This is a genomic window from Litorisediminicola beolgyonensis, from assembly GCF_042679605.1.
Taxonomy (GTDB): Bacteria; Pseudomonadota; Alphaproteobacteria; order Rhodobacterales; family Rhodobacteraceae; genus Litorisediminicola; species Litorisediminicola beolgyonensis.
This window is the reverse complement of sequence record NZ_JBHTMU010000003.1, coordinates 68,525-92,854: the sequence shown is the minus strand read 5'-3', so window position 1 is coordinate 92,854 and position 24,330 is coordinate 68,525. Positions and strand designations below refer to the sequence as shown.

The 24,330-nt window shown below is 67.6% G+C and carries 19 protein-coding genes and 1 pseudogene; 1 reads left to right on the top strand and 19 read right to left on the bottom strand.

Annotation, left to right across the window (positions count from 1 at the left end; all coding sequences use genetic code 11):
• Positions 1-159: 159 nt before the first annotated feature.
• From betB to ACFQ4E_RS02715, 5 genes are all read right to left on the bottom strand, one after another.
• The gene (gene betB / locus ACFQ4E_RS02735) at positions 160-1,617 is read right to left on the bottom strand and encodes a betaine-aldehyde dehydrogenase (protein ID WP_386801386.1); all 1,458 of its coding nucleotides are present in this window, start codon (positions 1,615-1,617) and stop codon (positions 160-162) included.
• 87 nt (positions 1,618-1,704) lie between these two features.
• Positions 1,705-3,213, bottom strand: a complete 1,509-nt coding sequence (betC, locus tag ACFQ4E_RS02730) for a choline-sulfatase (RefSeq protein WP_386801385.1) — start codon at positions 3,211-3,213, stop codon at positions 1,705-1,707.
• A gap of 96 nt (positions 3,214-3,309) precedes the next feature.
• Positions 3,310-3,507, bottom strand: a complete 198-nt coding sequence (locus ACFQ4E_RS02725; protein ID WP_386801384.1) for a hypothetical protein — start codon at positions 3,505-3,507, stop codon at positions 3,310-3,312.
• A gap of 115 nt (positions 3,508-3,622) precedes the next feature.
• Entirely contained in the window at positions 3,623-4,522 is a 900-nt protein-coding gene (locus tag ACFQ4E_RS02720; protein ID WP_386801383.1) for a DMT family transporter, read from the bottom strand.
• A 39-nt stretch (positions 4,523-4,561) separates the two neighbouring features.
• The gene (locus ACFQ4E_RS02715; RefSeq protein ID WP_386801382.1) at positions 4,562-5,158 is read right to left on the bottom strand and encodes a LysE/ArgO family amino acid transporter; all 597 of its coding nucleotides are present in this window, start codon (positions 5,156-5,158) and stop codon (positions 4,562-4,564) included.
• Positions 5,159-5,302: 144 nt separating this feature from the next.
• On the opposite strand from ACFQ4E_RS02715, the gene ACFQ4E_RS02710 reads away from it, so the two are divergent.
• A complete protein-coding gene (locus tag ACFQ4E_RS02710) occupies positions 5,303-6,043 on the top strand; it encodes a YebC/PmpR family DNA-binding transcriptional regulator (RefSeq protein WP_386801381.1) in 741 nt (246 codons plus the stop codon).
• A 67-nt stretch (positions 6,044-6,110) separates the two neighbouring features.
• Here the strand turns inward: ACFQ4E_RS02710 and ACFQ4E_RS02705 are convergent, their stop codons facing one another.
• The 14 genes and pseudogenes from ACFQ4E_RS02705 to ACFQ4E_RS02630 all read right to left on the bottom strand — a co-directional run bounded on the left by ACFQ4E_RS02705 (position 6,111) and on the right by ACFQ4E_RS02630 (position 24,243).
• Positions 6,111-7,193, bottom strand: a complete 1,083-nt coding sequence (locus tag ACFQ4E_RS02705) for a PAS domain-containing protein (protein ID WP_386801380.1) — start codon at positions 7,191-7,193, stop codon at positions 6,111-6,113.
• A 222-nt stretch (positions 7,194-7,415) separates the two neighbouring features.
• On the bottom strand, positions 7,416-8,570 hold the full coding sequence (mltG, locus tag ACFQ4E_RS02700; RefSeq protein ID WP_386801379.1) for an endolytic transglycosylase MltG: 1,155 nt from the start codon (positions 8,568-8,570) through the stop codon (positions 7,416-7,418).
• Positions 8,571-8,576: 6 nt separating this feature from the next.
• Positions 8,577-9,836: a beta-ketoacyl-ACP synthase II gene (gene fabF / locus ACFQ4E_RS02695; protein ID WP_386801378.1), complete on the bottom strand. Its 1,260-nt coding sequence runs from the start codon at positions 9,834-9,836 to the stop codon at positions 8,577-8,579.
• A 107-nt stretch (positions 9,837-9,943) separates the two neighbouring features.
• Positions 9,944-10,258, bottom strand: coding sequence for a hypothetical protein (locus tag ACFQ4E_RS02690; protein ID WP_386801377.1), 315 nt, complete (start codon positions 10,256-10,258; stop codon positions 9,944-9,946).
• Positions 10,259-10,366: 108 nt separating this feature from the next.
• The gene (locus ACFQ4E_RS02685; RefSeq protein WP_386801376.1) at positions 10,367-11,164 is read right to left on the bottom strand and encodes a glycosyl transferase; all 798 of its coding nucleotides are present in this window, start codon (positions 11,162-11,164) and stop codon (positions 10,367-10,369) included.
• Positions 11,165-11,212: 48 nt separating this feature from the next.
• A complete protein-coding gene (locus tag ACFQ4E_RS02680) occupies positions 11,213-11,950 on the bottom strand; it encodes an SDR family oxidoreductase (protein WP_386801375.1) in 738 nt (245 codons plus the stop codon).
• A gap of 51 nt (positions 11,951-12,001) precedes the next feature.
• The gene (locus tag ACFQ4E_RS02675; RefSeq protein ID WP_386801374.1) at positions 12,002-13,165 is read right to left on the bottom strand and encodes a M20 aminoacylase family protein; all 1,164 of its coding nucleotides are present in this window, start codon (positions 13,163-13,165) and stop codon (positions 12,002-12,004) included.
• 265 nt (positions 13,166-13,430) lie between these two features.
• Positions 13,431-14,777, bottom strand: coding sequence for an NAD(P)/FAD-dependent oxidoreductase (locus ACFQ4E_RS02670; RefSeq protein WP_386801373.1), 1,347 nt, complete (start codon positions 14,775-14,777; stop codon positions 13,431-13,433).
• Positions 14,774-15,934, bottom strand: coding sequence for an acetylornithine deacetylase (gene argE / locus ACFQ4E_RS02665; protein ID WP_386801372.1), 1,161 nt, complete (start codon positions 15,932-15,934; stop codon positions 14,774-14,776). The genes ACFQ4E_RS02670 and argE overlap by 4 nt, the downstream gene beginning before the upstream one ends.
• A 175-nt stretch (positions 15,935-16,109) precedes the next feature.
• Positions 16,110-18,467: a TRAP transporter large permease gene (locus ACFQ4E_RS02660; RefSeq protein ID WP_386801371.1), complete on the bottom strand. Its 2,358-nt coding sequence runs from the start codon at positions 18,465-18,467 to the stop codon at positions 16,110-16,112.
• Between the two features lie 15 nt (positions 18,468-18,482).
• Positions 18,483-19,421 carry a TRAP transporter small permease subunit gene (locus ACFQ4E_RS02655; RefSeq protein WP_386801370.1) on the bottom strand — a complete coding sequence of 313 codons (939 nt, stop codon included), beginning with the start codon at positions 19,419-19,421 and terminating at the stop codon, positions 18,483-18,485.
• A gap of 136 nt (positions 19,422-19,557) precedes the next feature.
• A complete protein-coding gene (locus ACFQ4E_RS02650; RefSeq protein ID WP_386801369.1) occupies positions 19,558-20,640 on the bottom strand; it encodes a TRAP transporter substrate-binding protein in 1,083 nt (360 codons plus the stop codon).
• Between the two features lie 74 nt (positions 20,641-20,714).
• A pseudogene (locus tag ACFQ4E_RS20625) lies at positions 20,715-23,239 on the bottom strand (heavy metal translocating P-type ATPase).
• An 80-nt stretch (positions 23,240-23,319) separates the two neighbouring features.
• Entirely contained in the window at positions 23,320-24,243 is a 924-nt protein-coding gene (locus tag ACFQ4E_RS02630) for a cation diffusion facilitator family transporter (RefSeq protein WP_386801366.1), read from the bottom strand.
• Positions 24,244-24,330: the final 87 nt, after the last annotated feature.

Genomic DNA, 24,330 nt, shown 5'->3' with positions numbered 1-24,330 from the left:
TCCTCTTCGTTCGAAACCAGTGACATGGCGCCAGGGACCCTCTGCCCCGAACCGCCTCTCAGGAAATCAAGGCGCCGCTCTCCGACCCCGCCGCCCCATCGGGCGGGTTTGGGCCGGGTCGGCAGAGATGGGCCTTGGGAGAGGCCCATCCATGGTTTGTCAGAACGGGGCTTCGACGGCGCCCATCCGCACATAGACCGATTTCAGCTGCGAATAGTGCTGGATCGCCGCCTTCGAGTTCTCGCGCCCGACGCCCGAGCCCTTCACGCCGCCGAAGGGCGCCTCGACCGGCGCGTCGTTGTAGGAGTTGATGAAGCACGACCCCGCCCGGAGCTGCCCGATCACCCGATGCGCGCGGGTGAAATCCGAGGTGAAGACCCCGGCCGACAGGCCGTAGGGCGTGTCGTTGGCCCGCGCGATCGCCTCTTCCTCGGTCTCGAATTCGAGGACCGACAGCACAGGTCCGAAGATCTCTTCGCGCGCGATGGTCATCTCGTCGGTCACGCCGTCGAAGAGCGCGGGCGTGATCCAGAAGCCGTCGCGGTCGAGCCGCTCTCCGCCCGCGACCAGCCGTGCGCCCTCTTCGACGCCCTTGGCGATGTAGCCTTCGACGATCTCCATCTGGCGGGCGCTGACCAGCGGTCCGAAATTGGTGGCCTCGTCCATCGGGTCGCCCAGGACCGCATCCTTCATCCGCTCGGCCATCCGCTCGACGAAGCGCGCGCGCAGACCCTTCTGGACGAAGACCCGCGTGCCGTTCGAGCAGATCTGCCCCGAGGAGTAGAAATTGCCGAGGATCGCCGCACCGACGGCGTCCTCGAGCGAGGCGTCGTCGAAGACCAGCATGGGCGACTTGCCGCCAAGCTCCATCGTGACGTGCTTCATCTCGCCCGCCGCGGCGGCGTAGACCTTCTTGCCGGTGGGGGCGGAGCCGGTGAGCGACACCTTGGCGACGCGCGGGTCGGTCGCAAGCGCCGCGCCGACCTCGCCCAGACCCTGGACAACGTTGAAGAGACCCGCGGGCGCGCCGGCCTCGAGCAGGATCTCGGCCACCTTCAGCGCCGAGAGCGGCGTCGTCTCTGAGGGTTTGAAGACCATCGCATTGCCGCAGGCCAGCGCGGGCGCGGTCTTCCAGCAGACGATCTGGGTCGGATAGTTCCAGGCCCCGATGCCGGCGCAGACGCCGAGCGGTTCGCGGACGGTGTAGACCCAATCCTCGCCCAGCGGGATGTGCTCGCCGGTCAGGCCGTTGGCGATGCCGCCGAAATATTCCAGAGCATCCGCCCCCGAGGTCGCATCGGCGACCAGCGTTTCCTGAAGCGGCTTGCCGGTGTCGAAGGTCTCGAGCTCGGAGAGCGCGCGGTTGCGCTCGCGCATGATCTGCGCGGCGCGGGTCAGCACGCGGCCACGCTCGCGCGGCGATACTTTCGCCCATTCGGCCTGCGCCCGGGTGGCGCTGTCGAAGGCCTGGTCGAGCACGTCCTTGGTGGCCGCGTAGACCGTCGCGATGACCTCGCCGGTCGCGGGGTAGACGACCTCGATCGGGGTGCCGCTCGTGTCCTCGACATACGCGCCGTCGATGAAGTGGCTCGCGGTCGGTTTCGGGTCGAAAGTCATGTCACATCCTTCCTTTCTGCGACGGGGCGCACCGGCGCCCTGCCCGTTCCGGTCATGGCTAAGTTCGGGTGGCCGAAGGCTTTTCCGTCACTCGCCGCGCGGGAACCGTTTCGATTCTTCCAATACGTTCAGGTCCATGTGGTTGCGCATATAGCGCTCCGAAGCTTTCTGGAGAGGCTGATAATCCCAAGGATAATATCCGCCCTGCCGAAGCGCCTCGTAGACCACCCAGCGCCGGGCCTGGCTGTCGCGCACCGCGGCGTCGAAAGCCTCGAGATCCCAGCGTTCCGCCGCCATCACCCGGAAGGCTTCGAGCGCCTCCGCATGGGCGCTGTCCTCGGCCAGGTTGTGCAGCTCCCGCAGGTCGGCCTCGAGATCGAAAAGCTGCTCGGGATCGCGCGGACAGTTGGTGTATTTGTAGCGCCCGGCCCGCAGGCAGATGAGCGGCGCGATCGAGCCCTCGGCGGCGTATTCCATCGCGACCGGCTCCTTGCGGGCGACGCCGCGCCCCTGCGGCACGAGGCTCTGGCCCTCGGTCCAAGGCATGACCTCGTCCATCGACACGCCCGCGAGCTCGCACAGCGTCGGGCAGAGGTCGATGGTCGAGACCGGGTCCGACACGCGACCGGGCGCCATGCCCGGCGCGGCGATCATCAAGGGCACCCGCGAGGAGCCCTCGAAGAAGCTCATCTTGAACCAGAGACCGCGCTCGCCCAGCATGTCGCCGTGGTCCGAGACGAAGACCACGATGGCCTCCTGCCGCGTCCGCTCCAGCACGTCCATGAGTGCGCCGATCTTAGCGTCGAGATAGGAGATGTTGGCGAAATAGGCGCGGCGCGAGCGGCGCACGTCCTCGGGCGTGATGTCGAAGTTTTTCCAGTCGTTCGCATCGAAGAGCCGCTGGCTGTGCGGGTCGTGATCCTCGTAAGGAATGGGCGCGACCTGCGGCTCCAGCTGGTCGCACTCCTCGTAGAGATCCCAGAACGCGCGCCGCGCGACGTAGGGGTCGTGCGGATGGGTGAAGCTGACGGTCAGCATCCAGGGCCGGTCGTCGCCGCCGCGGGCGAGATCGTAGAGCTTGCGCTCGGCGTGGTAGGCGACCTCGTCGTCATACTCCATCTGGTTGGAGATCTCGGCGACGCCCGCGCCGGTGACCGAACCGAGGTTGTGATACCACCAGTCGATCCGCTCGCCCGGCTTGCGGTAATCCGGGGTCCAGCCGAAATCCGCGGGGTAGATGTCGGTGGTCAGCCGTTCCTCGAAGCCGTGCAGCTGGTCGGGACCGACGAAATGCATCTTGCCCGACAGGCAGGTCTGGTAGCCCGCGCGGCGCAGGTGATGGGCGTAAGTCGGGATGTCCGAGGCGAACTCGGCGGCGTTGTCGTAGACGCCCGTGCCCGAGGGCAAGCGGCCCGACATGAAGGACGCCCGGCCCGGCGCACAGAGCGGCGAGGCGGTGTAGGCGTTGGCGAAGCGCGTTGACCGCGCGGCCAGCGCTTTCAGGTTCGGCGCATGGAGGAACTCAGCGGGCCCGTCGGGAAAGAGCGTCCCGTTGAGCTGGTCCACCATCACGATCAGGATGTTCGGCCGCGCCATGGTCGCTCTCCCTCGGTGCCGTGGCGGGCGTGATGCCAGCCTCGGATCAGAGATAGAGCGGCCTGATTGACTCGTCAATCAACTCGCAAAACAGCCTCAGAGATCGAGCGTACCGATCACCTGCTGGGTGGTCATGCGCGCGACCTCGTAGCCCGTGTCCACGCGTTTCAGGTTGTAACCGTAGCCCCGCATCCGGAACCGCCACTCCGCCTCCGACAGGGTTTTCTCACGTTCGGACAGCAGAAAATTGCGGATGTCCCCAAAGTCTTCAGTCAATTTATTCTCAGCAAACATTGCCACACTCCTTGCCACGGACCTCTCCGTTCACAAGGCGATCCTCGTTAAGGATTGCGGCGGGAATGCGCTGACGTAACGGTATTTTTCGGAAATCGAAACAGTGTGGCGGCGCTCAGCCTTTTGTCTCGTGAACAGACGGCGTGATCTGCCGCTTCAGCTGCGCCTCGCGGAGGCTGAGGAACACCACGGAGGCCACGATCACCAACCCTCCCGCGATGACGTAAGGGTCGGGCGGCTCGTCGAAGAGCGCCGCGCCCAGGAGCACCGCCCAGACGAGTTGCAGGAAGGTCACCGGCTGGGTGACGGTCACCGGAGCGGCGGCAAAGGCCCGGGTCATGGCGTAATGACCGAGCGTCGCGAAGGCCGCGACGCCGAAGAGCACGAAAAGCTGCCACGCGTTCGGCCAGACCCAGTCCATCGCCGCGAAGGGCGCGAGCCCGATGGTGACGACGATGGAGAGCATCGCCACCACGAGCCCCGCCTCGATCTCGTCGGAGAGGATCTTGGCGGTCAGGTAGGAGCCCGCGAAAAAAAGCGCGGTGGCGATCATCGCGATATGGCCCGGGTCGAGCTCGCGGAAGCCCGGTCGCAGGATCAGGAGCGCCCCGCCGAGCGCCGCGACGATGGCGAGGATGCGCCGGAGCGCGATCCGCTCGCCCAGGAAGAACACCGCCAGGATCGAAACGTAGATTGGGTTGAGGTAGTTCATCGCGGTCACCTCCGCGATGGGGATCCGCGACATGGCGTAGAACCAGCATATGACGCCCAGCGTGTGAAACGCCCCGCGCACCCCGAAGAGCCGGAGCTGTCGCCGCGTCAGACGCATCTGCCTGAGCCGTGTCCAGACGGGGACGAGGAAGACCAGCCCCAGAAGGTAGCGCAGAAACGCGCTCTCCGCCGCCGGGACGCTGCCGCCCAGGGTCTTGACGAGCGCGGTGACCATCACGAAGCAGATGCCGGTCGCGATCATCCAGGAGATGCCCACCACCGGGCGCAGTTCCGATCGTTCCATAGCCCAGATCAAGCCCGGGACGCCCGGATTGGCAAGGGCTCAGAGACCGGCGAGAAGCGAGACCGCGATTGCGGCCATGGTGAGCGCGATGACAAGGTCGAGCACGCGCCAGGCCAGGGGCCGCGCGAAGAGCGGCGCCAGAAGCCGCGCGCCGTAGCCCAGCGAGAAGAAGAACACGAAGGACGCGGTCATCGCTCCGAGGGCGAAGGCGAGCCGGTCGGAATATTGCGCCGAGATCGCGCCCAGGAGCACCACCGTGTCGAGATAGACATGCGGGTTCAGCCAGGTCAGCGCCAGGCAGGTCAGGAGCGCCACGCGCAAGCTGCCCGCACCCTCGCCCGCCGTGAGCGCCTCGCCCCCCGTCCAGGCCGACCGGAGCGCACGGCCCGCGTACCAGAGAAGAAACGCCGCCCCGAAGAGACGCATCGCCGTCTCCAACCCCGGCACCGCCTCGGCCAGCGCGCCGAAGCCCGCGACGCCCGCCGCGATCAGCACCGCATCCGAGAGCGCACAGGTCAGCACCACCCAGAAGACATGCGCGCGCCGCAGCCCCTGGCGCAGAACAAAGGCGTTCTGCGCCCCGATAGCGAGGATCAGTGACAGTCCGAGCGAGAAGCCCGCGAGGGCAGAGGTCATGGGGCAGAGGCCATTGTCCGGGGGTCCTTTTCCGGCGGGCTCTAGCGCGCCGCCCCGGCAAAGGCCAGCCGGGCTTGCAGCGCCGCGGGAGCTTGGCCTATAGAGACGGGCGAAATTCCCAACCTTCGACGCACGAGGCATGCCATGGCCGGCCATTCCAAATGGGCCAATATCCAGCACCGCAAGGGCCGCCAGGACGCGGCGCGGTCCAAGCTCTTTTCCAAGCTCTCCAAGGAGATCACCGTCGCCGCCAAGATGGGCGACCCCGATCCCGAGAAGAACCCGCGCCTCAGGCTCGCGGTCAAGGAAGCCAAGTCCAGCTCGGTCCCGAAGGACGTGATCGAGCGCGCGATCAAGAAGGCCTCGGGCGGCGATGCCGAGGATTACGAGGAAATCCGCTACGAGGGCTACGGCCCGAACGGCGTCGCGGTGATCGTCGAGGCGATGACCGACAACCGCAACCGCACCGCCTCGAATGTGCGCTCGACCTTCGGCAAGCACGGCGGCAACCTCGGCGAGACCGGGTCGGTCGGCTTCATGTTCGAGCGCAAGGGCGAGGTCATCTACCCCGTCTCCGCCGGCGACGCCGATGACGTGATGATGGCCGCGATCGAGGCCGGCGCCGAGGATGTCGAAAGCTCCGAGGATGGCCATGTGATCTGGTGCGCCGACACCGATCTGAACGAGGTCTCCACCGCGCTCGAAGAACATCTGGGCGAGAGCGAGTCGACCAAGCTGGTCTGGAAGCCGACCACCACGACCGAGCTCGACCTGACCGGTATGCAGTCGCTGATGAAACTCGTCGACGCGCTCGAGGACGACGACGACGTCCAGCGCGTGACGACGAATTTCGAAGCCACCGACGAGGTCATGGCGCAGCTCTGAGCCAAGCGCCCTTGATGCAAAGCGCGCCCGGGGTCGGGCGCGCTTTTGTGTCAGAGTGTCACGTGTTTCAGAGGATCACGGTGACTTTGGTGCCCTCGGGGCCGCTCTCGACAGTCAAGTCCGCGTCGAGCGAGCGCACCAAGGACTGGACGATACTCCCGCCGACGCCCGAAGTGCCGTCTTCGTCCCGTTCGGCGCCGCTTTTCAGCTTGCGGCGCTGTTCGGCGATGGTGGCCGCGCCCTGCGGCCAGACGCTGTTCTCGGGCAGGCCCTTGCCGTCATCGGTCACGATCAGGCGCACCGACGCCCCCTCTTCGGCCTCGAGACGCACCGACACGACACCTTCGTCGCGATCCTCGAACGCGTGTTCGAGCGCGTTGGTCAGAAGCTCGGAGAGCAGGAGACCGAGCCGAGCGCCGGTATCGACCGGCAGACGCAGCTTGTCGCAATCCACGTTCACGCGGATGCTGCGCCGGCCTTCCAGCCCGGCGACGACCTGCGCGATACGGCTGAGATAGGCCCCTGCGGCCAGCGTCTGGTTGCTGCTCGACTTGGCGTCGGCCGCCAAAAGCTCGTCATACAGAAGCGACAGCGACTCGATGCGGCGGCTCAGCGCTGAGAAGCTGCGGACGGTGACGTCATGGCGCGCCTGGAGACGGATCATGCCGACGATCATCGACAGGTGGTTTTTCACCCGATGCTGCAACTCGCGCAGCATCTCGACGCCGGTATCGACGCGCGCGCCCTCTTCATAGAGGTCAATCGCCTCGTCCCCGTCGGCCACGTGGCGTTGCACCCCGAAGAACTGCACCAACTCGCCCTTTTCGTTGCGCACCGGGGCGATCACGAGCTGGTTCAGGAACGGGGTGCCATCGGCACGATAATTCAGGATGATCGTCTCGAACTCTTCGCCCGCAGCGATCCCCTCGCGCAGTCGACGCACGTCATCGGGCCGCGTCTCCGGCCCCTGCAAAAAACGACAATTGCGCCCGACCGCGTATTGGCGGCTGTAGAGCGTCATCTTCTGGAACCCGTCATTCACATAGGTGATCGGGTTGTCGGGCAGGCGCGGGTCGGTCAGCACGATCGCGAGATCGGTGCCGAACCGGTTGTCGCCGTGCTCTTGGGGCACGTCCACAGTATCTGTCATCTCGGCGAGTCCTCAATAGCTCGGCGCAAGGGGCGAATCGGAAGTTATGGGGGTCGTCGCAGTAGCACGGAATTAAACGGTGACATAGGCTGCCACGGCTTCATTGGCGCATAGGTGAGCGCAAGATAGGCTTTTTGCAAGGGCTGCGGCAGGATATTGCCTATCGACGGGCAGGCGACCGCCGATGACCCAGCGTCACCCGGCGCGAGTGTCAATTTTGCCTTACTGTCCCGCGCGTTCCGCCTCGATCTGTCTCCAGCGCGCGACATTGGCATTGTGCTCGTCGAGGGTCTCGGCAAAGGCATGACCGCCGGTGCCGTCGGCAACGAAGAAGACGAAATCGGTCTCGGCTGGGTTCAGCGCCGCCTCGATCGCGGCACGTCCTGGATTCGCGATCGGCGTCGGTGGAAGCCCTTCGATGACATAGGTGTTGTAGGGCGTTGCGGCGCGCAGTTCCGACTGCCGGAGCCCCCGCCCCAGCACGCCCTCGCCATTGGTGATGCCGTAGATCACCGTCGGGTCGGTCTGCAGGCGCATGTTCCGGTTCAGCCGGTTGATGAAGACCGAGGCGACCTGGGGACGCTCTTCCGCGACGCCTGTCTCCTTCTCGACGATGGACGCGAGGATCAGAGCCTCCTCGGGACTTGCCAAAGGCAAGCCGTCGGCGCGATTGGCCCAGGCCTCGGAGAGGATCAGCTCCTGCGCGCGCTGCATGCGCGAAATCAGGTCCGCGCGGGTGTCGCCCGGGCTGATCTCGTAGCTGTCCGGGGCGAGGCTGCCCTCGGCAGGCGTCAGTTCCACCGCCCCTTCGAGCGCGTCGACCTGGCCCAGCTCGGCGACCACCTGGTAACTGGTCACGCCCTCGGCCAGGGCGACGCGGTAGCGGGTGTCGTTTTCCTGGCGCACGGCGCGGTATTCCTCGGGGACCGCCTCGGCGGCGGGGTCGAATTTCGCGATCTCGACGAAGCGGCCTGTGGCCGGGTCAAGCTCGCGCACCTCGACGGAGGCCGCGTTAACGCCGATGCGGTAGACCACCTCGGTGCCGCAGGTCGACGCGCCGCCCCGGGTCACGATCTCGACAATCTCGGCCATCGAGGCGCGCTCGGGCACCAGGAAGCTTCCCGCTTTCAGGTCCTGCGTCTTGTCGGTGTAATCGGCCCCCAAACGGAAGAGCATTCCGCTCGAGATCGCCTGCTGCTCGACCAACCGGTCGGAGACACGGCTCATGGTCGAGCCGCGCGGCACCTCGAGGCAGATCGCCGCGTCGAGCGGTCCTTCCGCGCCGTACTCGTTCTGCGCCCAGATCAGGCCGCCACCGACGAGAAAGCACAGCACGACCAGGAAGGTCAGTGCATTCGAGGCGATGTGTCGCCACATGGGGAGTTACTCCACCTGTCCGAAGATCACGCTGGCATTGGTGCCGCCGAAGCCGAAGCTGTTCGACAGGGCATATTTGATCCTGCGCTCGACCTTCTTGTTCGGGGCGAGGTCGAGCTTGGTCTCGACCGCGGGCGTATCGAGGTTGATGGTCGGCGGCGCCACCTGGTCGCGGATCGCGAGCACAGAGAAGATCGCCTCGATCGCGCCCGCGGCGCCCAGAAGGTGCCCGGTGGCCGATTTGGTCGAGGACATGGTGGCGCTCGAGGCCGCATCCCCGAGCATCCGCTCGACCGCGCCGAGCTCGATCACATCGGCCATGGTCGAGGTGCCATGCGCGTTGATGTAGTCCAGATCGCCCGGCTCTAGCCCCGCGGATTTCAGCGCCGCGCGCATCGAGCGCTCCGCGCCGTCGCCATCCTCGGCCGGTGCGGTGATGTGATAGGCGTCACCCGAGAGCCCGTAGCCCATGACCTCGGCGTAGATCTTCGCGCCTCGCGCCTTGGCGTGTTCGTATTCCTCGAGCACGACGATGCCCGCGCCCTCGCCCATCACGAACCCGTCGCGGTCGGCGTCATAGGGACGGCTGGCCTTCTGCGGCTCGTCGCCGCGCTTCGTCGAGAGCGCCTTGCAGGCGTTGAACCCGGCGATGCCGATCTCGGAGATCGCCGCCTCGGCGCCGCCTGCGACCATCACGTCCGCATCGCCCAGCATGATCAGCCGCGCGGCGTCGCCGATGGCATGCGCGCCGGTCGAACAGGCCGTGACCACGGAGTGGTTCGGACCCTTGAAGCCGTAGCGGATCGAGACGTTTCCGGAGATGAGGTTGATCAGCGCGCCAGGGATGAAGAAGGGCGACACGCGCCGCGGACCCTTGTCGCGGATCAGGTAGGCGGTCTCGGCAATGGCATTCAGGCCGCCGATGCCCGAGCCGATCATCACGCCGGTGCGCAGCTTCTCGTCCTCGTCCTCGGGCGTCCAGCCCGAATCCAGCACCGCCTGATGCGCGGCGGCGAGACCGAATAGGATGAACTCGTCGACCTTGCGCTGCTCTTTCTTCTCGAGCCAGTCGTCGGGATTGAAGCTGCCATCGGTGCCGTCACCGTAAGGCACTTCACAGGCATAGGTCGTGGCCAGGTGGCTGGCGTCGAACTTGCTGATCGTGCCTGCGCCGCTTTCTCCGGCGAGAAGACGGCTCCAGGTCTCCTCGACGCCGCAGGCAAGCGGGGTGACAAGGCCCAGTCCGGTAATGACGACACGACGCATGGCGGCTGCCCTTCTGCTGTTCTTGCGCTGTGCGCTCTTAGCGCGCGACGGGGCAGCGGGGCAAGAGCGGCGGTTTCGCCGCCGCGCAGCAATCCGCGCGCCCTCCCTCAGGCGTCGGGCATCGGCCCCGAGCTGTCGAAGATCAGGATCAGGAGCAAGGTCACGCCGCTGATCAGGGAAAGCGCCAGGCTCGCCTTGAAGCGGCGCCCGTGTCTCGAATTGGCGAAGAGAAGGCGCGCCTCGCGCCAGGTCAGCCGCTGCGCCGCATGCCCGTTGGCCGTCGGCATGAGCAGCCAGAGCATGCGCGTGCCCGCGCCGCGCATCGCTTCGAGCCAGAGCATGGCACCTGCGATCCATGCGAAGGAAAAACACACACCAAACGCCAGCCCCGCCCCGAGGACCAGCAGGTTCACGTGACTCATACGCAACCACCTCCCACCGAGGCGGAAAAATATAAAAGCGCCGTTTTCCGTCAACGCGTCGGGTGGGTACCTATCCGAAAGGGCTCGGTTACCCGGATGACGCGTCTATCAGGCCCACTGCTCGCCCAGATCGGCGCGGGAGCGGTCAATCCAGTGCTCGCGCAGCCAGGGGCAGGGCTTCGAGTAGCGGATCAGCGAGCCGCGATAGCCGTCGATCGCCTCGTCCATCTTGGGATGGCCGTGGAAACAGACGACCCGGGCATCCTTTGGCAAGGCGGGCTGCCGCCACCAGTTTTGCGGGAACGGGTTGCAGTCATACTTGAAGCTGACCACCCAAGGCTCCGGGATATAAGTGAAAACGCCGCGATCCATAGCCTTGTGCGACGTATAGCGCTGCTCCGAGCCGCGCGCCGTTTCGACCTCGGAATAGGGCGAGGCGGCGAGGTCGTGATAGAGAAAGCCGTGCCGCGCGGGATCGTAGCGGAAGACCGACCCGTGCCCCGTGGGACGCCCCTTACGCTTCTCGGTCCAGTCATGCCGCATGGCGACGGTGCCCGGAGCGAGATCGAAGATCTCGCCGAGCGGCCCGGTGATCACCACGTCGAGGTCGAAGCCCAGAACCGGCCCCTCGAGATCGGGGATCACGCCCTGGCGAAAAAGCGAGGTCTTGCGCATCGCGCCCTGCCGGTTGGCCACCGCCAGCGCGGCATCCATCTCGGCCCGGAACGGCTCGTCGGGCAAGGGGAGCTGCTCGATATCGGGATGAAACCCGCGGGCGTCCTCGGTCATGCAGAGAAACCGCACCGGCCGGTCCATGTGCCGCCGCACGCCCGAATAGAGGCGGTTCACGTATTCGGGCCCGAAGAGCGAACCCCATTTGATGCAGACGACGGTCGCGATGCTCATGCCGCTCTCCTAGCAAGCCCGGTGACCGAGAGCCAGAAGCGCGGCCTGTCACTCCGCATAGATCATCTTCCGGGTCATGCCGCCATCGACCGTGATCACCTGACCGGTCGTGAACCCAGCACCGGCCAGGTAGAGCACCGCCTCGGCGATGTCTTCGGGCCGCCCCACGCGCCCCGCCGGGTGCTGGGCGTGGTCCTGGTCGCGCAACGCGCTCCGGTCGCCGGTGGCGATCCAGCCGGGCGCGACGGCGTTCACCCGGATGTCGGGCCCGAGCGATACCGCAAGCGCATGGGTGAACGCGGTGAGGCCGCCCTTTGAAGCGGCGTAGGCCTCGGTCTCGGGCTCGGACATGGCGGCGCGGGTGGAGGTGATGTTGACGATGGCGCCCTGCCCGTCTCTGAGATACGGCACGGCGCTCCGGACCATCAGGAAAGCCCCGGTCAGATTGGTGCCGATCCATCGGTTCCACCCGTCGAGCGACAGAGTCTCGACGGGACCCGAGGCCGGATCGGCGACCCCGGCATTGTTGACCAGAAGCCCGAGCCCGCCCTCCAGGAACCCCGCGAGCGTGTCGAAGGCCCAGGCGACCGAGCCTTCGTCCGAGACGTCGCAGGTCACCTGTTGCGCGGCGGCGATGCTCTCGGCTTCGGCGCCAAACTCGAGATCGAGCGCGGCGACTTGCCATCCAGCCTCCAGAAGCGCCCGGGTGACGCCGAGGCCAATGCCGCGGCCCGCCCCCGTGACGAGGGCGGTGCGCGGCGGTGCGGTGTTTTCTGAGATCGACATGCCCAGCGAGCTAGACGGACCGCGCCGCGCTTCAAGGCATGGCGGACCGGCTCAGCTTGCGGGCAGACGCCGCTCGACGATCTCGGCCCACCAGGAACACCCGGCGGGGATCGCCTCGTCGTTGAAATTGTATTCGGGATGGTGGACCGGCGCGGTGTCGCCATTGCCGACGAGGATGTAGGCGCCGGGGCGCTCTTCCAGCATGAAGGCGAAATCCTCGCCCCCCATCACCAGCGGCGCGTCGTCGCAATCGCCCGAAACGGCGCGCGCGACATCGGCGGCAAAGGCGGTCTGCTCGTCGGAGTTCACCATGACGGGATAGTTGCGCGTGTACTCGACCCGGGCTTTACCGCCGAAGGTCGCGGCGGTGCCGTTGCAGATCTCGGTCAGGCGTTTTTCGGCGAGATCGCGCATTTCGGGCGCAAGCGTGCGGACGGTGCCGCGCAGGGTGACCCGCTGCGGGATGACGTTGAACGCCTTCGAGGAGCTCTCGAGTGAGGTCACCGAGACCACGATCTGCTCGACCGGATCGGCGTTGCGGCTGACGATGGTCTGGAGCGCGAGGATGGTCTGCGCGGCCATGACGTTGGTGTCGACGGTCTCCTGCGGCTTGGCGGCGTGGCCGCCCTTGCCCTCGAGCACCACCTCCCAGACATCGGTCGCGGCGAAGAAGGGACCGGGCCGGATCGCGAAGCTGCCGACCGGCTGACCGGGCCAGTTGTGCATGCCGTAGACCTCTTCGATGCCGAAGCGCTCCATCATCCCGTCCTCGCACATCTCGCGGCCGCCGCCGCCGCCCTCTTCGGCGGGCTGGAAGATGACGCAGACAGTGCCGTCGAAATTCCGCGTCTCGGCGAGATATTGTGCCGCGCCCAGCAGCATCGCCGTATGACCGTCATGGCCGCAGGCATGCATCGTGCCCTTGGCAGTCGAGGCATAGTCGACGCCGGTCTGCTCTTCGATCGGCAGAGCGTCCATGTCGGCGCGGAGCCCGATGGCGCGCCCGGACGCGGTAGACTTGCCGCGGATCACGCCGACGACACCGGTGCGCCCGATGCCCTCGACGACCTCGTCGCAGCCGAAGGCGCGCAGCTTCTCGGCCACCAGCTGCGAGGTCCGGTGGGTGTCGAACATCAGCTCGGGATGGGCATGGATGTCGCGTCGCCACGCCGTGATGTCGTCATGGAGTTCGGCGAAACGGTTCTTGACCGGCATGGGTCTCTCCTTGGGAAGTCGAAAACGGGATTGCCGCGACCCTGCCAGCGGCGGGCGGCGGCTGCAAGCGGCGGCTCTGTCGCTCCGGGGTTGCGGCCGGGGGCGGCGCCTCCGGCGCCGACGAGAGGCGCTGCCTCTCGTGCTCTCCGGGATATTTCCGGACAGATGAAGGATACGGGGCGGGGGCACGGTGGCCGAACGCGCGCTGGTGGAGAGTGCGGGACCCGCGGCTTGGAACGAGGGTGTATCGGTCCGGGCGATTGGCTCAGAGATTGGGTCCGGGCTCGAGGGGTTGGCCGTCGGAGAACCGCGACCAGCGGAAGCGGGTCAGGTCATGGGCCGGGCGCTCTCCGGTCACGAGCGCGGCGACCGCCTTGCCGACGGCCGGGCCGATGCCGAAGCCGTGCCCCGAGAGCCCCGTGGCCACGGTCAGCCCCCCTGGCCCCGGCAAGCGGTCGATGCAGGGCACGATGTCGGGCAGGACGTCGATCATGCCCGCCCAGGCCGTGCGCGCCGAGACCACTCCGGCGCCCGGGAAGGTCTCGGCAAAGCGGCGGCAGGTCGCGGCGATCTTGCGCCGGTTCGGGGCCGGGTCGAGGATGCGCATCCGCTCGAACGGGGTCTCGACGTCCTCGTCCCAGCGGCGCGCGGTGCGCCAGCCATCGGGCCAGTCGCGCGGCGCGGCGGGACGGAGCGACAGGTCGAGACCGCCCGCCTTCAGAAGCGGCCACCACCGCGGCAGGAGCCGGAGCGCGTCGGGGCCGAGGAAGAGCTCGGAGGCCATCGACGGGGCGAGCGAGTAGCCGCCATCGGTACGCGGGCGGAACGCAAGATGCGCATCGACGGCAGCGGTCCCGGCGACCTGCGGGAGCGGGCCGGTTTCGCAGACACTGGCGCGCACCGAGAGCTGCGGCAGGTCGAGACCGTGCCGCGCGAGAAAGAGGCGCGACCATGCGCCTCCGGCGAGGACGACCTCGGGCGCATGGAGGCGCCCCGCCTCGGTCACTACCCCGGCGATCCGGCCCGCCGCGATGTCGAGCGCGCGGACGGCGCAGTGCTCCACCAGCGTCGCGCCCGCCTCGGAGGCCAGCCGCGCCAGTTCCGGAACCGCGGCCCAGGGCTCGGCCACCATGTCTCCGGGCGTGTGGAGCGCGCCTGTCCAGTTCGCCCGCGCCTCCGGCAGAAGGGCGCGAAGCTCGTCACGGGAGAGGAGCGTGCTGCGGTGGCCATGGAGCGCGCGCGCATCGGCGGACCAGAGCGCGTAGTTCGACAGGCTCTGCTCGGACCGGGTGAGATAGGTCACGCCGGTCTGCCTGAGGCCGATCCGGCCCCGGCATTCGGCATCGAAGCCCTGCCAGAGCGTCTGTGCCTCCTGCGCCAGCGGGACCTCGGCCATGTCGCGGCCCTGCACCCGCACCCACCCCCAGTTGCGCGCGCTCTGCTCGCCGGCGATGCGGCCCTTTTCCAGAAGCACCACCCGGTGACCCGCGCGGGCGAGATAGAGCGCGGTCGACACCCCGATCACGCCGCCGCCGATCACCGCGACATCGGCGCGTGCGGGCGGCGGGCCGGGATAGGAGACCGGCGTTGCGAGCGAGATCGGGAAGCTCATGCGAGGATCGCGAGAAGGCGCTCGATGAAGCGCTGGCCCGCGGCGAACTCGGAGACCGGCAGGTATTCGTCCGGCTGATGCGCGACCGCGATATCGCCCGGACCGCAGACGACGGCGCGGTAACCCGCGGCCTGGAAATGGCTGGCCTCGGTGCCGTAGCTCACATGCTGCGTGCCATTGTCGCCGGTGATCTGGCGCACCAGCGCCTCGGCGCTGTTATCGGCCTCGGGCACGAAGACCGGCAGGCGAAACCCGCCCGAGAGATCGATGCCGGTCTCCGGATGCACCGCCTGCATCTCGGCCTCGATCTCGGCGACCTTGGCGCGGAAGCGCCGATCCCAGTCGTCGGCGGTCTCGCCCGGCACGATGCGGAAGCCCAGCGAGAAGCGGCAGTCCTTGGCCGTGATGTTATGCGCGGTGCCGCCCGAAATCTGGCCGACATGAACATTCGTGCAGGGCGGATCGAAGAGCGCCGCCAGATCCGAGGGCTCGGCCGCCATCGCCTCGGCGTTCACCTGGTTGGCCCAGTCGATGAGCCTCGCGCCATACATGATCGCCGACACACCGCGATGCAGGATCGAGCTGTGGACCTCGAAGCCGCGCATATGCACCTGGTAGCTGAGCCCGCCCTTGTGACCGGTGACGGCCGCCAGCCCGGTCGGCTCGCCCACGATCACGTCGCGGGCGCGCGGCACCACGCCCTGCATCGCCTCGATCAGGGGCGCGGCGCCGATGCAGCCGATCTCCTCGTCATAGCTGAGCGCAATCTGCAGCGGCCGCGACACGCCGCGCGCCTGCGCTTCGACCAGCGACCAGATCGCCAGAGCGTCGAAGCCCTTCATGTCGGTCGTTCCGCGCCCATAAAGACGGCCGTCGCGCTCGGTCACCGTCCAGGGGTCGCTCTGCCAGTCCTGGCCGTCCACGGGAACCACGTCGGTATGCCCCGACAGAACAACCCCGCCCCCCTCGTCCGGGCCAACATGGGCGAAGAGCCCGGCCTTGGGCTCGGAGGGATGGGGATGGCGATGCGCGGCGATCCCGTGCGAGGCGAGATACGCCTCGACCCAGTCGATCAGCGGCAGGTTGGTGTCGCGGCTGATCGTCGGGAAGGCCACCAGCCGGTCGAGGATCTGGCGCGGCGACAGGGTCTCGGGCATCGCGGGGGCTTCCTTCTTTCACTCGCGCGCCCGGTCTAGCCGATCCGCGGCATCGTGGCGACCCGGGCGCGCCGCCTGCCCCCCTCGCGCTCTTCCAGGCTTCTTCTTTTTCCAAATACGCATCCCACGGCCCGCCACCCCGCGCATCGCCGGGGTGGCAGTCCGGGGCCCAAGATCAGTTGGGGATCAGGTCCGGCACGATGGTGACGATGCCGGGGAAGAACCACAGGATCGCCAGGCCCGCGACCTGGATCAGCACGAAGGGCGCGACACCGCGGTAGATATGGCCGGTCGTGACCTCTTTCGGCGCGACGCCCCGCAGGTAGAAGAGCGCGAAGCCGAAGGGCGGCGTCAGGAACGAGGTCTGCAGGTTGACCGCGATCATGATCGTCACCCATTTCGGGTCGAAGCTGCCGCCATAGATCACCGGTCCGACGATCGGCACCACGATGTAGATGATCTCCAGGAAATCGAGCACGAAGCCCAGCACGAAGAGCACCAGCATCACGATCAGGAAGACCGTGAACTCGTTGTCGAAACTCTTCAGGAACTGCTGGATGTAATGCTCGCCGCCGAAGGAGATCACCACGAGGTTCAGAAGCTGCGAGGCGATCAGGATGGTGAAGACCATCGAGGTCACCTTGGCGGTCTCGCGCACCGCCGGGCTCAACACGCCGTTCGACAGGAGCACCCAGCAGGCGTAGATCAGGCCGAAGAAGGCGAAGAGGAAGCAGGCATAGGCCGCGAGGAACGCGATCCAGCTTTCGACCGACACTTCGCCGATATTCACCCGCAGGTCGAAATTCATGCCGAGGATGATCATCCCCGCGAGCGCCAGCGTGGACCAGGTGATGATCCAGGGGTCGCGCCCGCGCTCCGAGAGCTTGCGGTAGGCCGCGAGCATGATCGCGCCTGCCGCGCCGAGAGCGGCGGCGGGCGTCGGGTTGGTGATGCCGCCGAGGATCGAGCCCAGGACCGCCACGATCAGGACGAGCGGCGGGAAGACCACGCGGATCAGCTCGTTTTTCGCCATGCGGCGCGCGGCGACGCGACAGCCATAGAGCGCCAGGAGAAGCGGCAGCGCGATCAGCAGCACGGTTGTGCCCGCCGAGGTCAGGGGCGAGATCGCCAGCATGTCGACGAGCAGGAGCAACAGGATGCCGACCGCTCCCGCGATCAACGGTGCGGGGGCCGCGACAGGGGCGACACCGCGTCCGACCGCCAGCGCGATCCCGAGCGCCACCGCGATCACGGCGATGCCGGTGCCGATCGGCGCCGCGTTCGCGACCTTGTCGGCCTGCGCGGCTTCCAGCTCCTCGGGGCTCAGTTCGCGCGCCTGCGCCACGCCACCCGCGGCGTCGATCTCGGCCTGCTGGGCCACGGCTTCGTCCCAGGCCTCCTGGCCATGGAGCTCGATCATCGCAGCCTGGCAATCGGGCGAGACATTGGTGCGGAGCGACGCGGTCTGACCCGCGGCGGAGAAGCTGTCGACCTCGGCGCTCTGATCGCCCACGAGGCCGGTCTCGGCCAGAAGAAGCGCACCGGCGACGATGGCGACAGGCACCAGCAGGAACCAGGTCAGGCCTTCGGAGCGCGTGATGACCTCGCCGCCCATCCCACCCTCGGAGGCGACGGCCGGCGCCTTCGACGGGTTCAGAAGCGCGAAGACAAAGGCATAGACGCCGTAGAGCACCGCCAGAAGGATGCCGGGCAGAAGTGCTGCCTGGAAGAGCGTGCCGACCGACACCACCGCGGGTTCGCCCAGATAGGTGAGCGCATCCGAGCAGCCCACGAGATTGGCGCGGTTCTCCTGCGCGGCGGAGTAGAGATCGCCCGCAAGCGTGCCGAGAAGGACGATCACGATCGAGGGCGGGATGATCTGTCCGAGCGTGCCCGACGCGGCGATCACGCCGGTGGCAAGCTCTGGCGAGTAGTTGTTCCTGAGCATGGTCGGCAGCGCCAGAAGGCCCATCGTCACCACGGTCGCACCGACGATGCCGGTCGAGGCGGCGAGGAAGGCGCCGACCACGACGATGGAGACGGCAAGACCGCCCGGCAGCGGGCCGAAGACCCGCGCCATCGTGGTCAGAAGATCGTTGGCGATCTTCGAGCGCTCCAGCACGATGCCCATCAGGACGAACATCAGGACCGCCAGCAGCGTCTCGATCGACTGGCCCGCGAGCACGCGCTCGTTGATCCGGTTGACGATGAACGAGACGTTGCGGTCGAGCGCCGTCTCCCAGCCGCCCGCGAAGACGTGCTCGGCGACGCGCGGCAGGTCGGGATAGCGGAAGATCGACACCGCGTCGGGCCGGACCCCGGAATTGACGATGTCGTTATAGGCCTGCGACGAGGTGTCGATGGCCTGGTGAACCAGGAGCCCGGCGCTGTCGAGCGCGGCGATGATCCCGAAGGAGATGACCCCGGCCCCGCCGATGGCGAAGGCCACCGGGAAGCCCGAAAGGATCGCGCCGAAAAGCGTCGCGAAGACGATGATCAGGCCGATCTCGACGCCGTCCAAACCGAATAGCATTGTCCCTGCCCTCTCTTAGCTCTGCGACGGCACGTGCGGTTCTTCGACCGCCTCGAGCACGTCGAGATCGAGATATTTGTCCTCGCTCTCGGGCCCCTCTTTCCACTCCAGGTAGGAGCGCCAGAGGAAGGCCCAGGCGTGGATGAAGATCAGCCCGCAGAGCGCCACCAGCAGCACCTTGAACAGGAAATAGGCGGTGAAGCCGTTGGGGCTGAATCCGATGGTCTCGACGTTCCAGCGCAGCGCGCGGCTCTTCATCAGGAGCTGCTCGAGCGTGTTCGATGCCGAGGGGTTCGGCACGATCAGGTGGCGCCAGAGGAAGAACCACGAATAGAGCCAGATCAGCACCGCCATCGGCATCATGAAGAGCACCGATCCCAGCATGTCGATCACGCGCTTGGCGCGGAACGAGATCGCCGAGTAAACGAGGTCGACGCGGACATGGCCTTTCTGCACGAAGGTGTAGGTCAGGCAGAGCGCGACGACGAGCGCGTTGTAGAACTTGAGCTCCTCGGACCACCAGGAGATGTCGAAGCTCACCGGGATGCCGAAGCCGAGGCTGATCTCGGCGCGCGCGAAAATGCGCTGCATGAAGACGATGATCACCTGCTGGAGCACCATCAAAAGGCCCGCCCAGGCGAAGACGCGGCCGAGCGTGTTGGCGATGCCCTCGAGCACCCGGACGCCGCCCCAGAGGATGCTGTTTCGCCAGAGCCCGATGCCGGTGAAGACCAGAAACGCGGTGAAGACGACGAAGAAGAACTCGACCGACCCGCCGTAATAGACGAAGCGGGTGATCGCCTCCTTGTCGGACCAGTCGAGCCAAAGCCCCGGATGCGTCAGCGCGTAGCCCAGGTTCCAGAAGGCAAGTGCGAGGTTTTTCAGAACCCAGCCGATCCCGGCCACCAAGGCTCCGAACACGCCGACCGCTTCGACGGCACCGTCCTGTTCCATCAGTCTCTCCCCCGGAAGCTCGGACGGGGTCTTCTGCCCCGCCATCGTCGCCGTCAATCCTTGGCGGCGGTTCTTATTCGAGCGGAAGGGGCCCCCGCAAGGACGGAGGCCCCGATATCGTCAGCTCTCGTGAGCCTTAGCCGAGCACGCGGTCGCGCTGCGCGGTGTAGACGCCCGACGAGCGCTTGATCCACTCCGACGACGACTTCATCGAGGACATCGCGCTGTCGTAGATCTTCTTGTAGAGCTCGTCGCCCATGTTCTCGTCATGGACTTCCTGGCTGGCCTGGCCGAACGCATCCCAGACGCTGTCGGGGAACTCGCGGATGGTGACGCCGCCCGACTGCAGACGCTGGAGCGCCGCACCGTTGTTGGCGAGGAACTGCGCGAGGTTCCACTGGTGGCTTTCGGCGGCCGCGATCTCGACGATCTTCTGATGCGCGGGGCTCAGGCTGTCGAAGACCTCGCGGTTCATCGCGAGCGACAGGCCTGCGCCCGGCTCGTGGAAGCCTGCGGTGTAGTAGATCTTGGTGATCTCCTGGAAGCCGGCCTTCTCGTCCGCCCAGGGACCGATCCACTCGGTTCCGTCGATCGCGCCCGAAGAGAGCGCCTGGTACACTTCGCCGCCGGGGATGTTCTGGACCGAGGCGCCGAGCTTGCCGAGCGCCTGGCCGCCGAGGCCGGGCATGCGGAACTTGAGGCCGTTGAAATCCTCAGGACCGGTGATCTCCTTGGAGAACCAGCCGCCCGCCTGCGCGCCGGTGTTGCCCGCGAGGAAGGATTTCAGGCCGAAGATCTGGCCCAGCTCGTCATGCAGCTCGTGGCCGCCATCCTGGTAGTACCAGTTCACCAGCTCCTGCGCGGTCATGCCGAAGGGCACGGCGGTGAAGAAGGCGTAGCCCGGGTGCTGGCCGACGAAGTAGTAGTCGGCGCCGTGATACATGTCGGCCTGGCCCGAGGTCACCGCGTCGAACACCTCGAACGCGCCGACGAGCTCGCCCGCGGCCTTCAGGTCCACGGTCAGCGCGCCATCGGTCATGGCGGTGATCATGTCGGCAGAGCGCTGCGCGGCGTCATGCACACCGGCGAGGCCACGGCCCCAGGTGGTGACGAGCGTCAGGGTGCGGTTGCCCTGCGCGTAGGCCGGCGCTGCCAGCGCCGAAGCGGCGGCCGCGGTGCCGCCGACGGCGGACGTGCGAAGGAAAGAACGACGATCCATTAAAAACCTCCCAAGTGTTGTCGTGCGCCAGAGCGGCTGCCCGCTTTGACGCGGATCGTTGAAGTGCGGCGACGTTAGCCGCGCCTTTTCACAAGGGGAAGGCCTGATTCTGTGGCCGATTGCGGAAATAACGGGCAGTTGACCCGGGGCTCAGGCCGCCGCGTGACGCGTCCCTCGCTTTGACCTTGCGTCACCTTTTCCACCCGCTCAGACTTCCGGCCCGCGCGCCGCAACCTCAGCGCGTTCGACAGGACGAACACCGACGACAGCGCCATCGCGCCCGCCGCCAGCATCGGCGACAGGAGCATGCCGTTGACCGGGTAGAGCGCGCCCGCGGCGACCGGGACGAGCGCGGCGTTGTAGCCGAAGGCCCAGACGAGGTTCTGGCGAATGTTGCGCAAGGTGGCGGCGCTGATCTCGACCGCATTGCCGACACCGGCGAGCGCGCCCGACATCAGGACGACATCGGCGCTTTCGACCGCCACGTCCGTGCCGGTGCCAAGCGCGATCCCGACATCGGCGGCCGCGAGTGCCGGGGCGTCGTTGATGCCGTCGCCCACGAAGGCCACCGGTCCGCCCTCCTGCAAGGCGCGCACCGCATCGACCTTGCCCTCGGGCAGGACACCCGCGATCACCCGCTCGATCCCGAGCGTTGCTGCCACGGCCCGCGCGGTCGCCTCGCCGTCGCCGGTGATTATCGCGACCTCGCGGCCCTGGGCGCGCAAGCCCGCCACGGCCGCTTTCGCGTCGGGCTTGATCGGATCGGAGACCGCCAGGAGCGCCGCCGCCTGCCCGTTCTTCGCCGCATAGAAGACCGACCGGCCCTCGGCGGCGAGCGCCGCGTGGCGCGGCCGGAGCGCGGCGATGTCGATCCCCTCCTCCTCCATCAGGCGCGCGGAGCCGATCAGGAACGCCGCGCCGCCGACCCGCCCCGAAAGACCGCGGCCCGCAAGCGCCGTGACATCCTCGGTCGCGGGGAGCCTCAGCCCCTCCTCTTCGGCGGCGGCGGTGATGGCGCGGCCCACCGGGTGGTCCGAGCGCGGCAAGGGCCGCCAGAAGCGTGTCGCGGTCGGCCCTCAGGACCGGCTCGAAGGAGGTGAGGGCCGGTCGCCCCTCGGTCAGCGTGCCGGTCTTGTCGAAGGCGATGGTCCGCACGCCCGAAAGCGATTGCAGCGCGCTGCCCTGCCGGAAGAGCACGCCGAGCGTCGCAGCGCGCCCGGAGCCCACGAGGATCGAGACCGGCGTGGCAAGTCCCATCGCGCAGGGACAGGCGATGATCAGCACCGCGACGCCCGCGACCAGCGCATGGGTCAGGCGCGGCTCCGGCCCGAAGAGCATCCAGCCCGCGACCGTGAGCGCGGCGATCCCCAAAACGACGGGCACGAAGATCAATGTCACGCGGGTCACGAGGCTCTGGATCGGCAGCCGCGCGCCCTGCGCCTCTTCGACGATGCGGATGATCTGCGCCAGAACCGTGTCCTGGCCGACCGCCGTTGCGCGCAGGGTCAAAGCGCCCGCGCCGTTGACGGTGCCTCCGGTGACGATGTCGCACGGTGCCTTCTCGACCGGCAGCGGCTCTCCGGTCAGCATGCTCTCATCGAGATGCGACCGCCCCTCGGTCACCTCGGCATCGACCGGTACGCGCGCGCCGGGCGCAAGATGCAGGATATCGCCTGGCACGATCTCGTCGCGGTCGATCTCGATCACTGCGCCGTTCCGCTCGACCCGCGCGCTGCGGGGGGGCGAGCCCGGCCAACGCCCGGATCGCCGCGCCGGTGCGCCGCTTCGCGCGCGCCTCCAGCCAGCGACCGAAGAGGATCAGCGTCACGATCACGCCGGCGGATTCGTAATAGACATGCCGCGTGCCCTCGGGCAGGAGCCCCGGCAGCAGCGTGGCGATCAGCGAAAACCCGTAGGCCGCCCCGGTGCCGACCATAACGAGCGAGTTCATGTCCGGCGCGCCGTGGCGGAGCGCCTTGAAGCCGGTGATGTAGAAGCGCAGCCCCGGTCCCGCCAGAACCGCACCGATGAGCACCATCTGGGTCAGCCACGAGGTCTGGCGCCCGATAGTGGCGTCGATCCAGCCGCCGAGGCCCGGGATCAGGTGCCCGCCCATCTCGACCAGGAAGACCGGCAGCGTCAGCGCCGCCGCGACGACCAGGTCGCGGCGGAGCGTGTCGATTTCTTTCGTGTCGTCAGTCTGTTGCGGCGCGGCCTTGTCATGCGGCGTGGCCGGATACCCGGCCTCGGTCGATGCGCGCGCAAGCGCCCCGGCGTCTCTGGCCCCCGCGAGAACCGTCACCGTTACGCGACCGGTGGCGAGGTTGACATTGGCGGACAGGACGCCCGGCTCCGCCAGAAGCGCGCGCTCCACCCGGCCGACGCAGCCTCCGCAGTTCAAACCCGTGACGTCGAGCGCGATCTCCTCCTGCCGCGCCGGGTATCCCGCCGCGTCGAGCGCCTCGATCAGCGCGGAGGGCGACAGGTCTTCGCCCGTCACCGAGCCCCGCTTCGTGACGAGATTGACCTGCGCCTCGCTCACGCCCGGGACTTCTTCGAGCGCGCGCGTCGCCCGCGCGGCGCACCCGCCGCAGGTCATGTTCTCGATGGCGAAACTCAGATGTTGCACGGCGACCTCGCTGATTTTGCCCCTAGATAGGGCTTCCAGTCACTGGAGGGTCAAGAGCCGAGCCTGTCCGCAAGCACGCATGCCCCGGCACGCCCCTGCCAGTCGATCTCGACCGTGGCGTGATGGATGCCGTGCTCCTCCCGGAGCCTCAGCTTCAGGGCGTCGGTGACCGCCTCGGGATCGGCCCCGTCCTCGAGCTGTGCCTCGAGCGTCGCGACCGGCGCGCCGGAGGTGATCGACCAGACATGGACATGCGCGATCCCCGCAAGACCGGGCACATGGGCGATCAGGTCGGCCCGGAGGTCGGTCAGGACGATATCGCCGGGCACGCCCTCCATCAGCACATGCGCCGAGGCCCTGAGAAGCGACAGCGCCGAGCGCAAGAGGATCGCCGACAAAAGCACCGACAGGATCGGGTCGATCGGCGTCCAGCCGGTGAGCCAGATGAGCCCGGCCGCCAGAAGCGCCGCGACCGATCCCAGAAGATCGCCCAGCACATGGATCATCGCGCCGCGGATATTCAGGTGATCGCGGTCGCCCCGGCTCAGCATCCAGAAGACGGCGATATTGACCAGGAGCCCCAGCGCCGCGATCACGAGCATCGGGCCCGCGAGAACCGGCGCGGGCGAGATCAGCCGCCAGAGAGCCTCCCACGCGATCCAGGCAATGAGCGCGATGAGGCTCAGCGCGTTGACGAAGCCCGCGATCACTTCGAGCCGGAGATAGCCGAAGCTCCGCCGCGCGTCGGGCCCGCGACGCCCGAGCTTGAACCCGGCCCAGGCCAGCGCCAGGGCCGCGGCGTCGGTCAGCATGTGCCCAGCATCGGCAATGAGCGCGAGCGAACCCGCGATCAGCCCGCCCACCAACTCTGCCAGCATAAAGCCCGCGGTCATCACGAAGGCCCAGAACACGACGCGCTGATTGTCCTCGCGAAGGGTCGGCGCGTGCGAATGGGCGTGGCTGTCCTGGGGCATGGCGCGGCGGCTTTCGGGCTGCGAATGCCCCCACACATGCGTGCCCGGACAGCGCTTGTCCACCGGGGGGGCGCGCGTCTGGGGCGG

Excerpts from the sequence above, each read along its gene's own strand:
- betB (WP_386801386.1), bottom strand. The coding sequence starts at position 1,617 with ATGACTTTCGACCCGAAACCGACCGCGAGCCACTTCATCGACGGCGCG.
- betC (WP_386801385.1), bottom strand. The coding sequence starts at position 3,213 with ATGGCGCGGCCGAACATCCTGATCGTGATGGTGGACCAGCTCAACGGG.
- ACFQ4E_RS02725 (WP_386801384.1), bottom strand. The coding sequence starts at position 3,507 with ATGTTTGCTGAGAATAAATTGACTGAAGACTTTGGGGACATCCGCAAT.
- ACFQ4E_RS02720 (WP_386801383.1), bottom strand. The coding sequence starts at position 4,522 with ATGGAACGATCGGAACTGCGCCCGGTGGTGGGCATCTCCTGGATGATC.
- ACFQ4E_RS02715 (WP_386801382.1), bottom strand. The coding sequence starts at position 5,158 with ATGACCTCTGCCCTCGCGGGCTTCTCGCTCGGACTGTCACTGATCCTC.
- ACFQ4E_RS02710 (WP_386801381.1), top strand. The coding sequence starts at position 5,303 with ATGGCCGGCCATTCCAAATGGGCCAATATCCAGCACCGCAAGGGCCGC.
- ACFQ4E_RS02705 (WP_386801380.1), bottom strand. The coding sequence starts at position 7,193 with ATGACAGATACTGTGGACGTGCCCCAAGAGCACGGCGACAACCGGTTC.
- mltG (WP_386801379.1), bottom strand. The coding sequence starts at position 8,570 with ATGTGGCGACACATCGCCTCGAATGCACTGACCTTCCTGGTCGTGCTG.
- fabF (WP_386801378.1), bottom strand. The coding sequence starts at position 9,836 with ATGCGTCGTGTCGTCATTACCGGACTGGGCCTTGTCACCCCGCTTGCC.
- ACFQ4E_RS02690 (WP_386801377.1), bottom strand. The coding sequence starts at position 10,258 with ATGAGTCACGTGAACCTGCTGGTCCTCGGGGCGGGGCTGGCGTTTGGT.
- ACFQ4E_RS02685 (WP_386801376.1), bottom strand. The coding sequence starts at position 11,164 with ATGAGCATCGCGACCGTCGTCTGCATCAAATGGGGTTCGCTCTTCGGG.
- ACFQ4E_RS02680 (WP_386801375.1), bottom strand. The coding sequence starts at position 11,950 with ATGTCGATCTCAGAAAACACCGCACCGCCGCGCACCGCCCTCGTCACG.
- ACFQ4E_RS02675 (WP_386801374.1), bottom strand. The coding sequence starts at position 13,165 with ATGCCGGTCAAGAACCGTTTCGCCGAACTCCATGACGACATCACGGCG.
- ACFQ4E_RS02670 (WP_386801373.1), bottom strand. The coding sequence starts at position 14,777 with ATGAGCTTCCCGATCTCGCTCGCAACGCCGGTCTCCTATCCCGGCCCG.
- argE (WP_386801372.1), bottom strand. The coding sequence starts at position 15,934 with ATGCCCGAGACCCTGTCGCCGCGCCAGATCCTCGACCGGCTGGTGGCC.
- ACFQ4E_RS02660 (WP_386801371.1), bottom strand. The coding sequence starts at position 18,467 with ATGCTATTCGGTTTGGACGGCGTCGAGATCGGCCTGATCATCGTCTTC.
- ACFQ4E_RS02655 (WP_386801370.1), bottom strand. The coding sequence starts at position 19,421 with ATGGAACAGGACGGTGCCGTCGAAGCGGTCGGCGTGTTCGGAGCCTTG.
- ACFQ4E_RS02650 (WP_386801369.1), bottom strand. The coding sequence starts at position 20,640 with ATGGATCGTCGTTCTTTCCTTCGCACGTCCGCCGTCGGCGGCACCGCG.
- ACFQ4E_RS02630 (WP_386801366.1), bottom strand. The coding sequence starts at position 24,243 with ATGCCCCAGGACAGCCACGCCCATTCGCACGCGCCGACCCTTCGCGAG.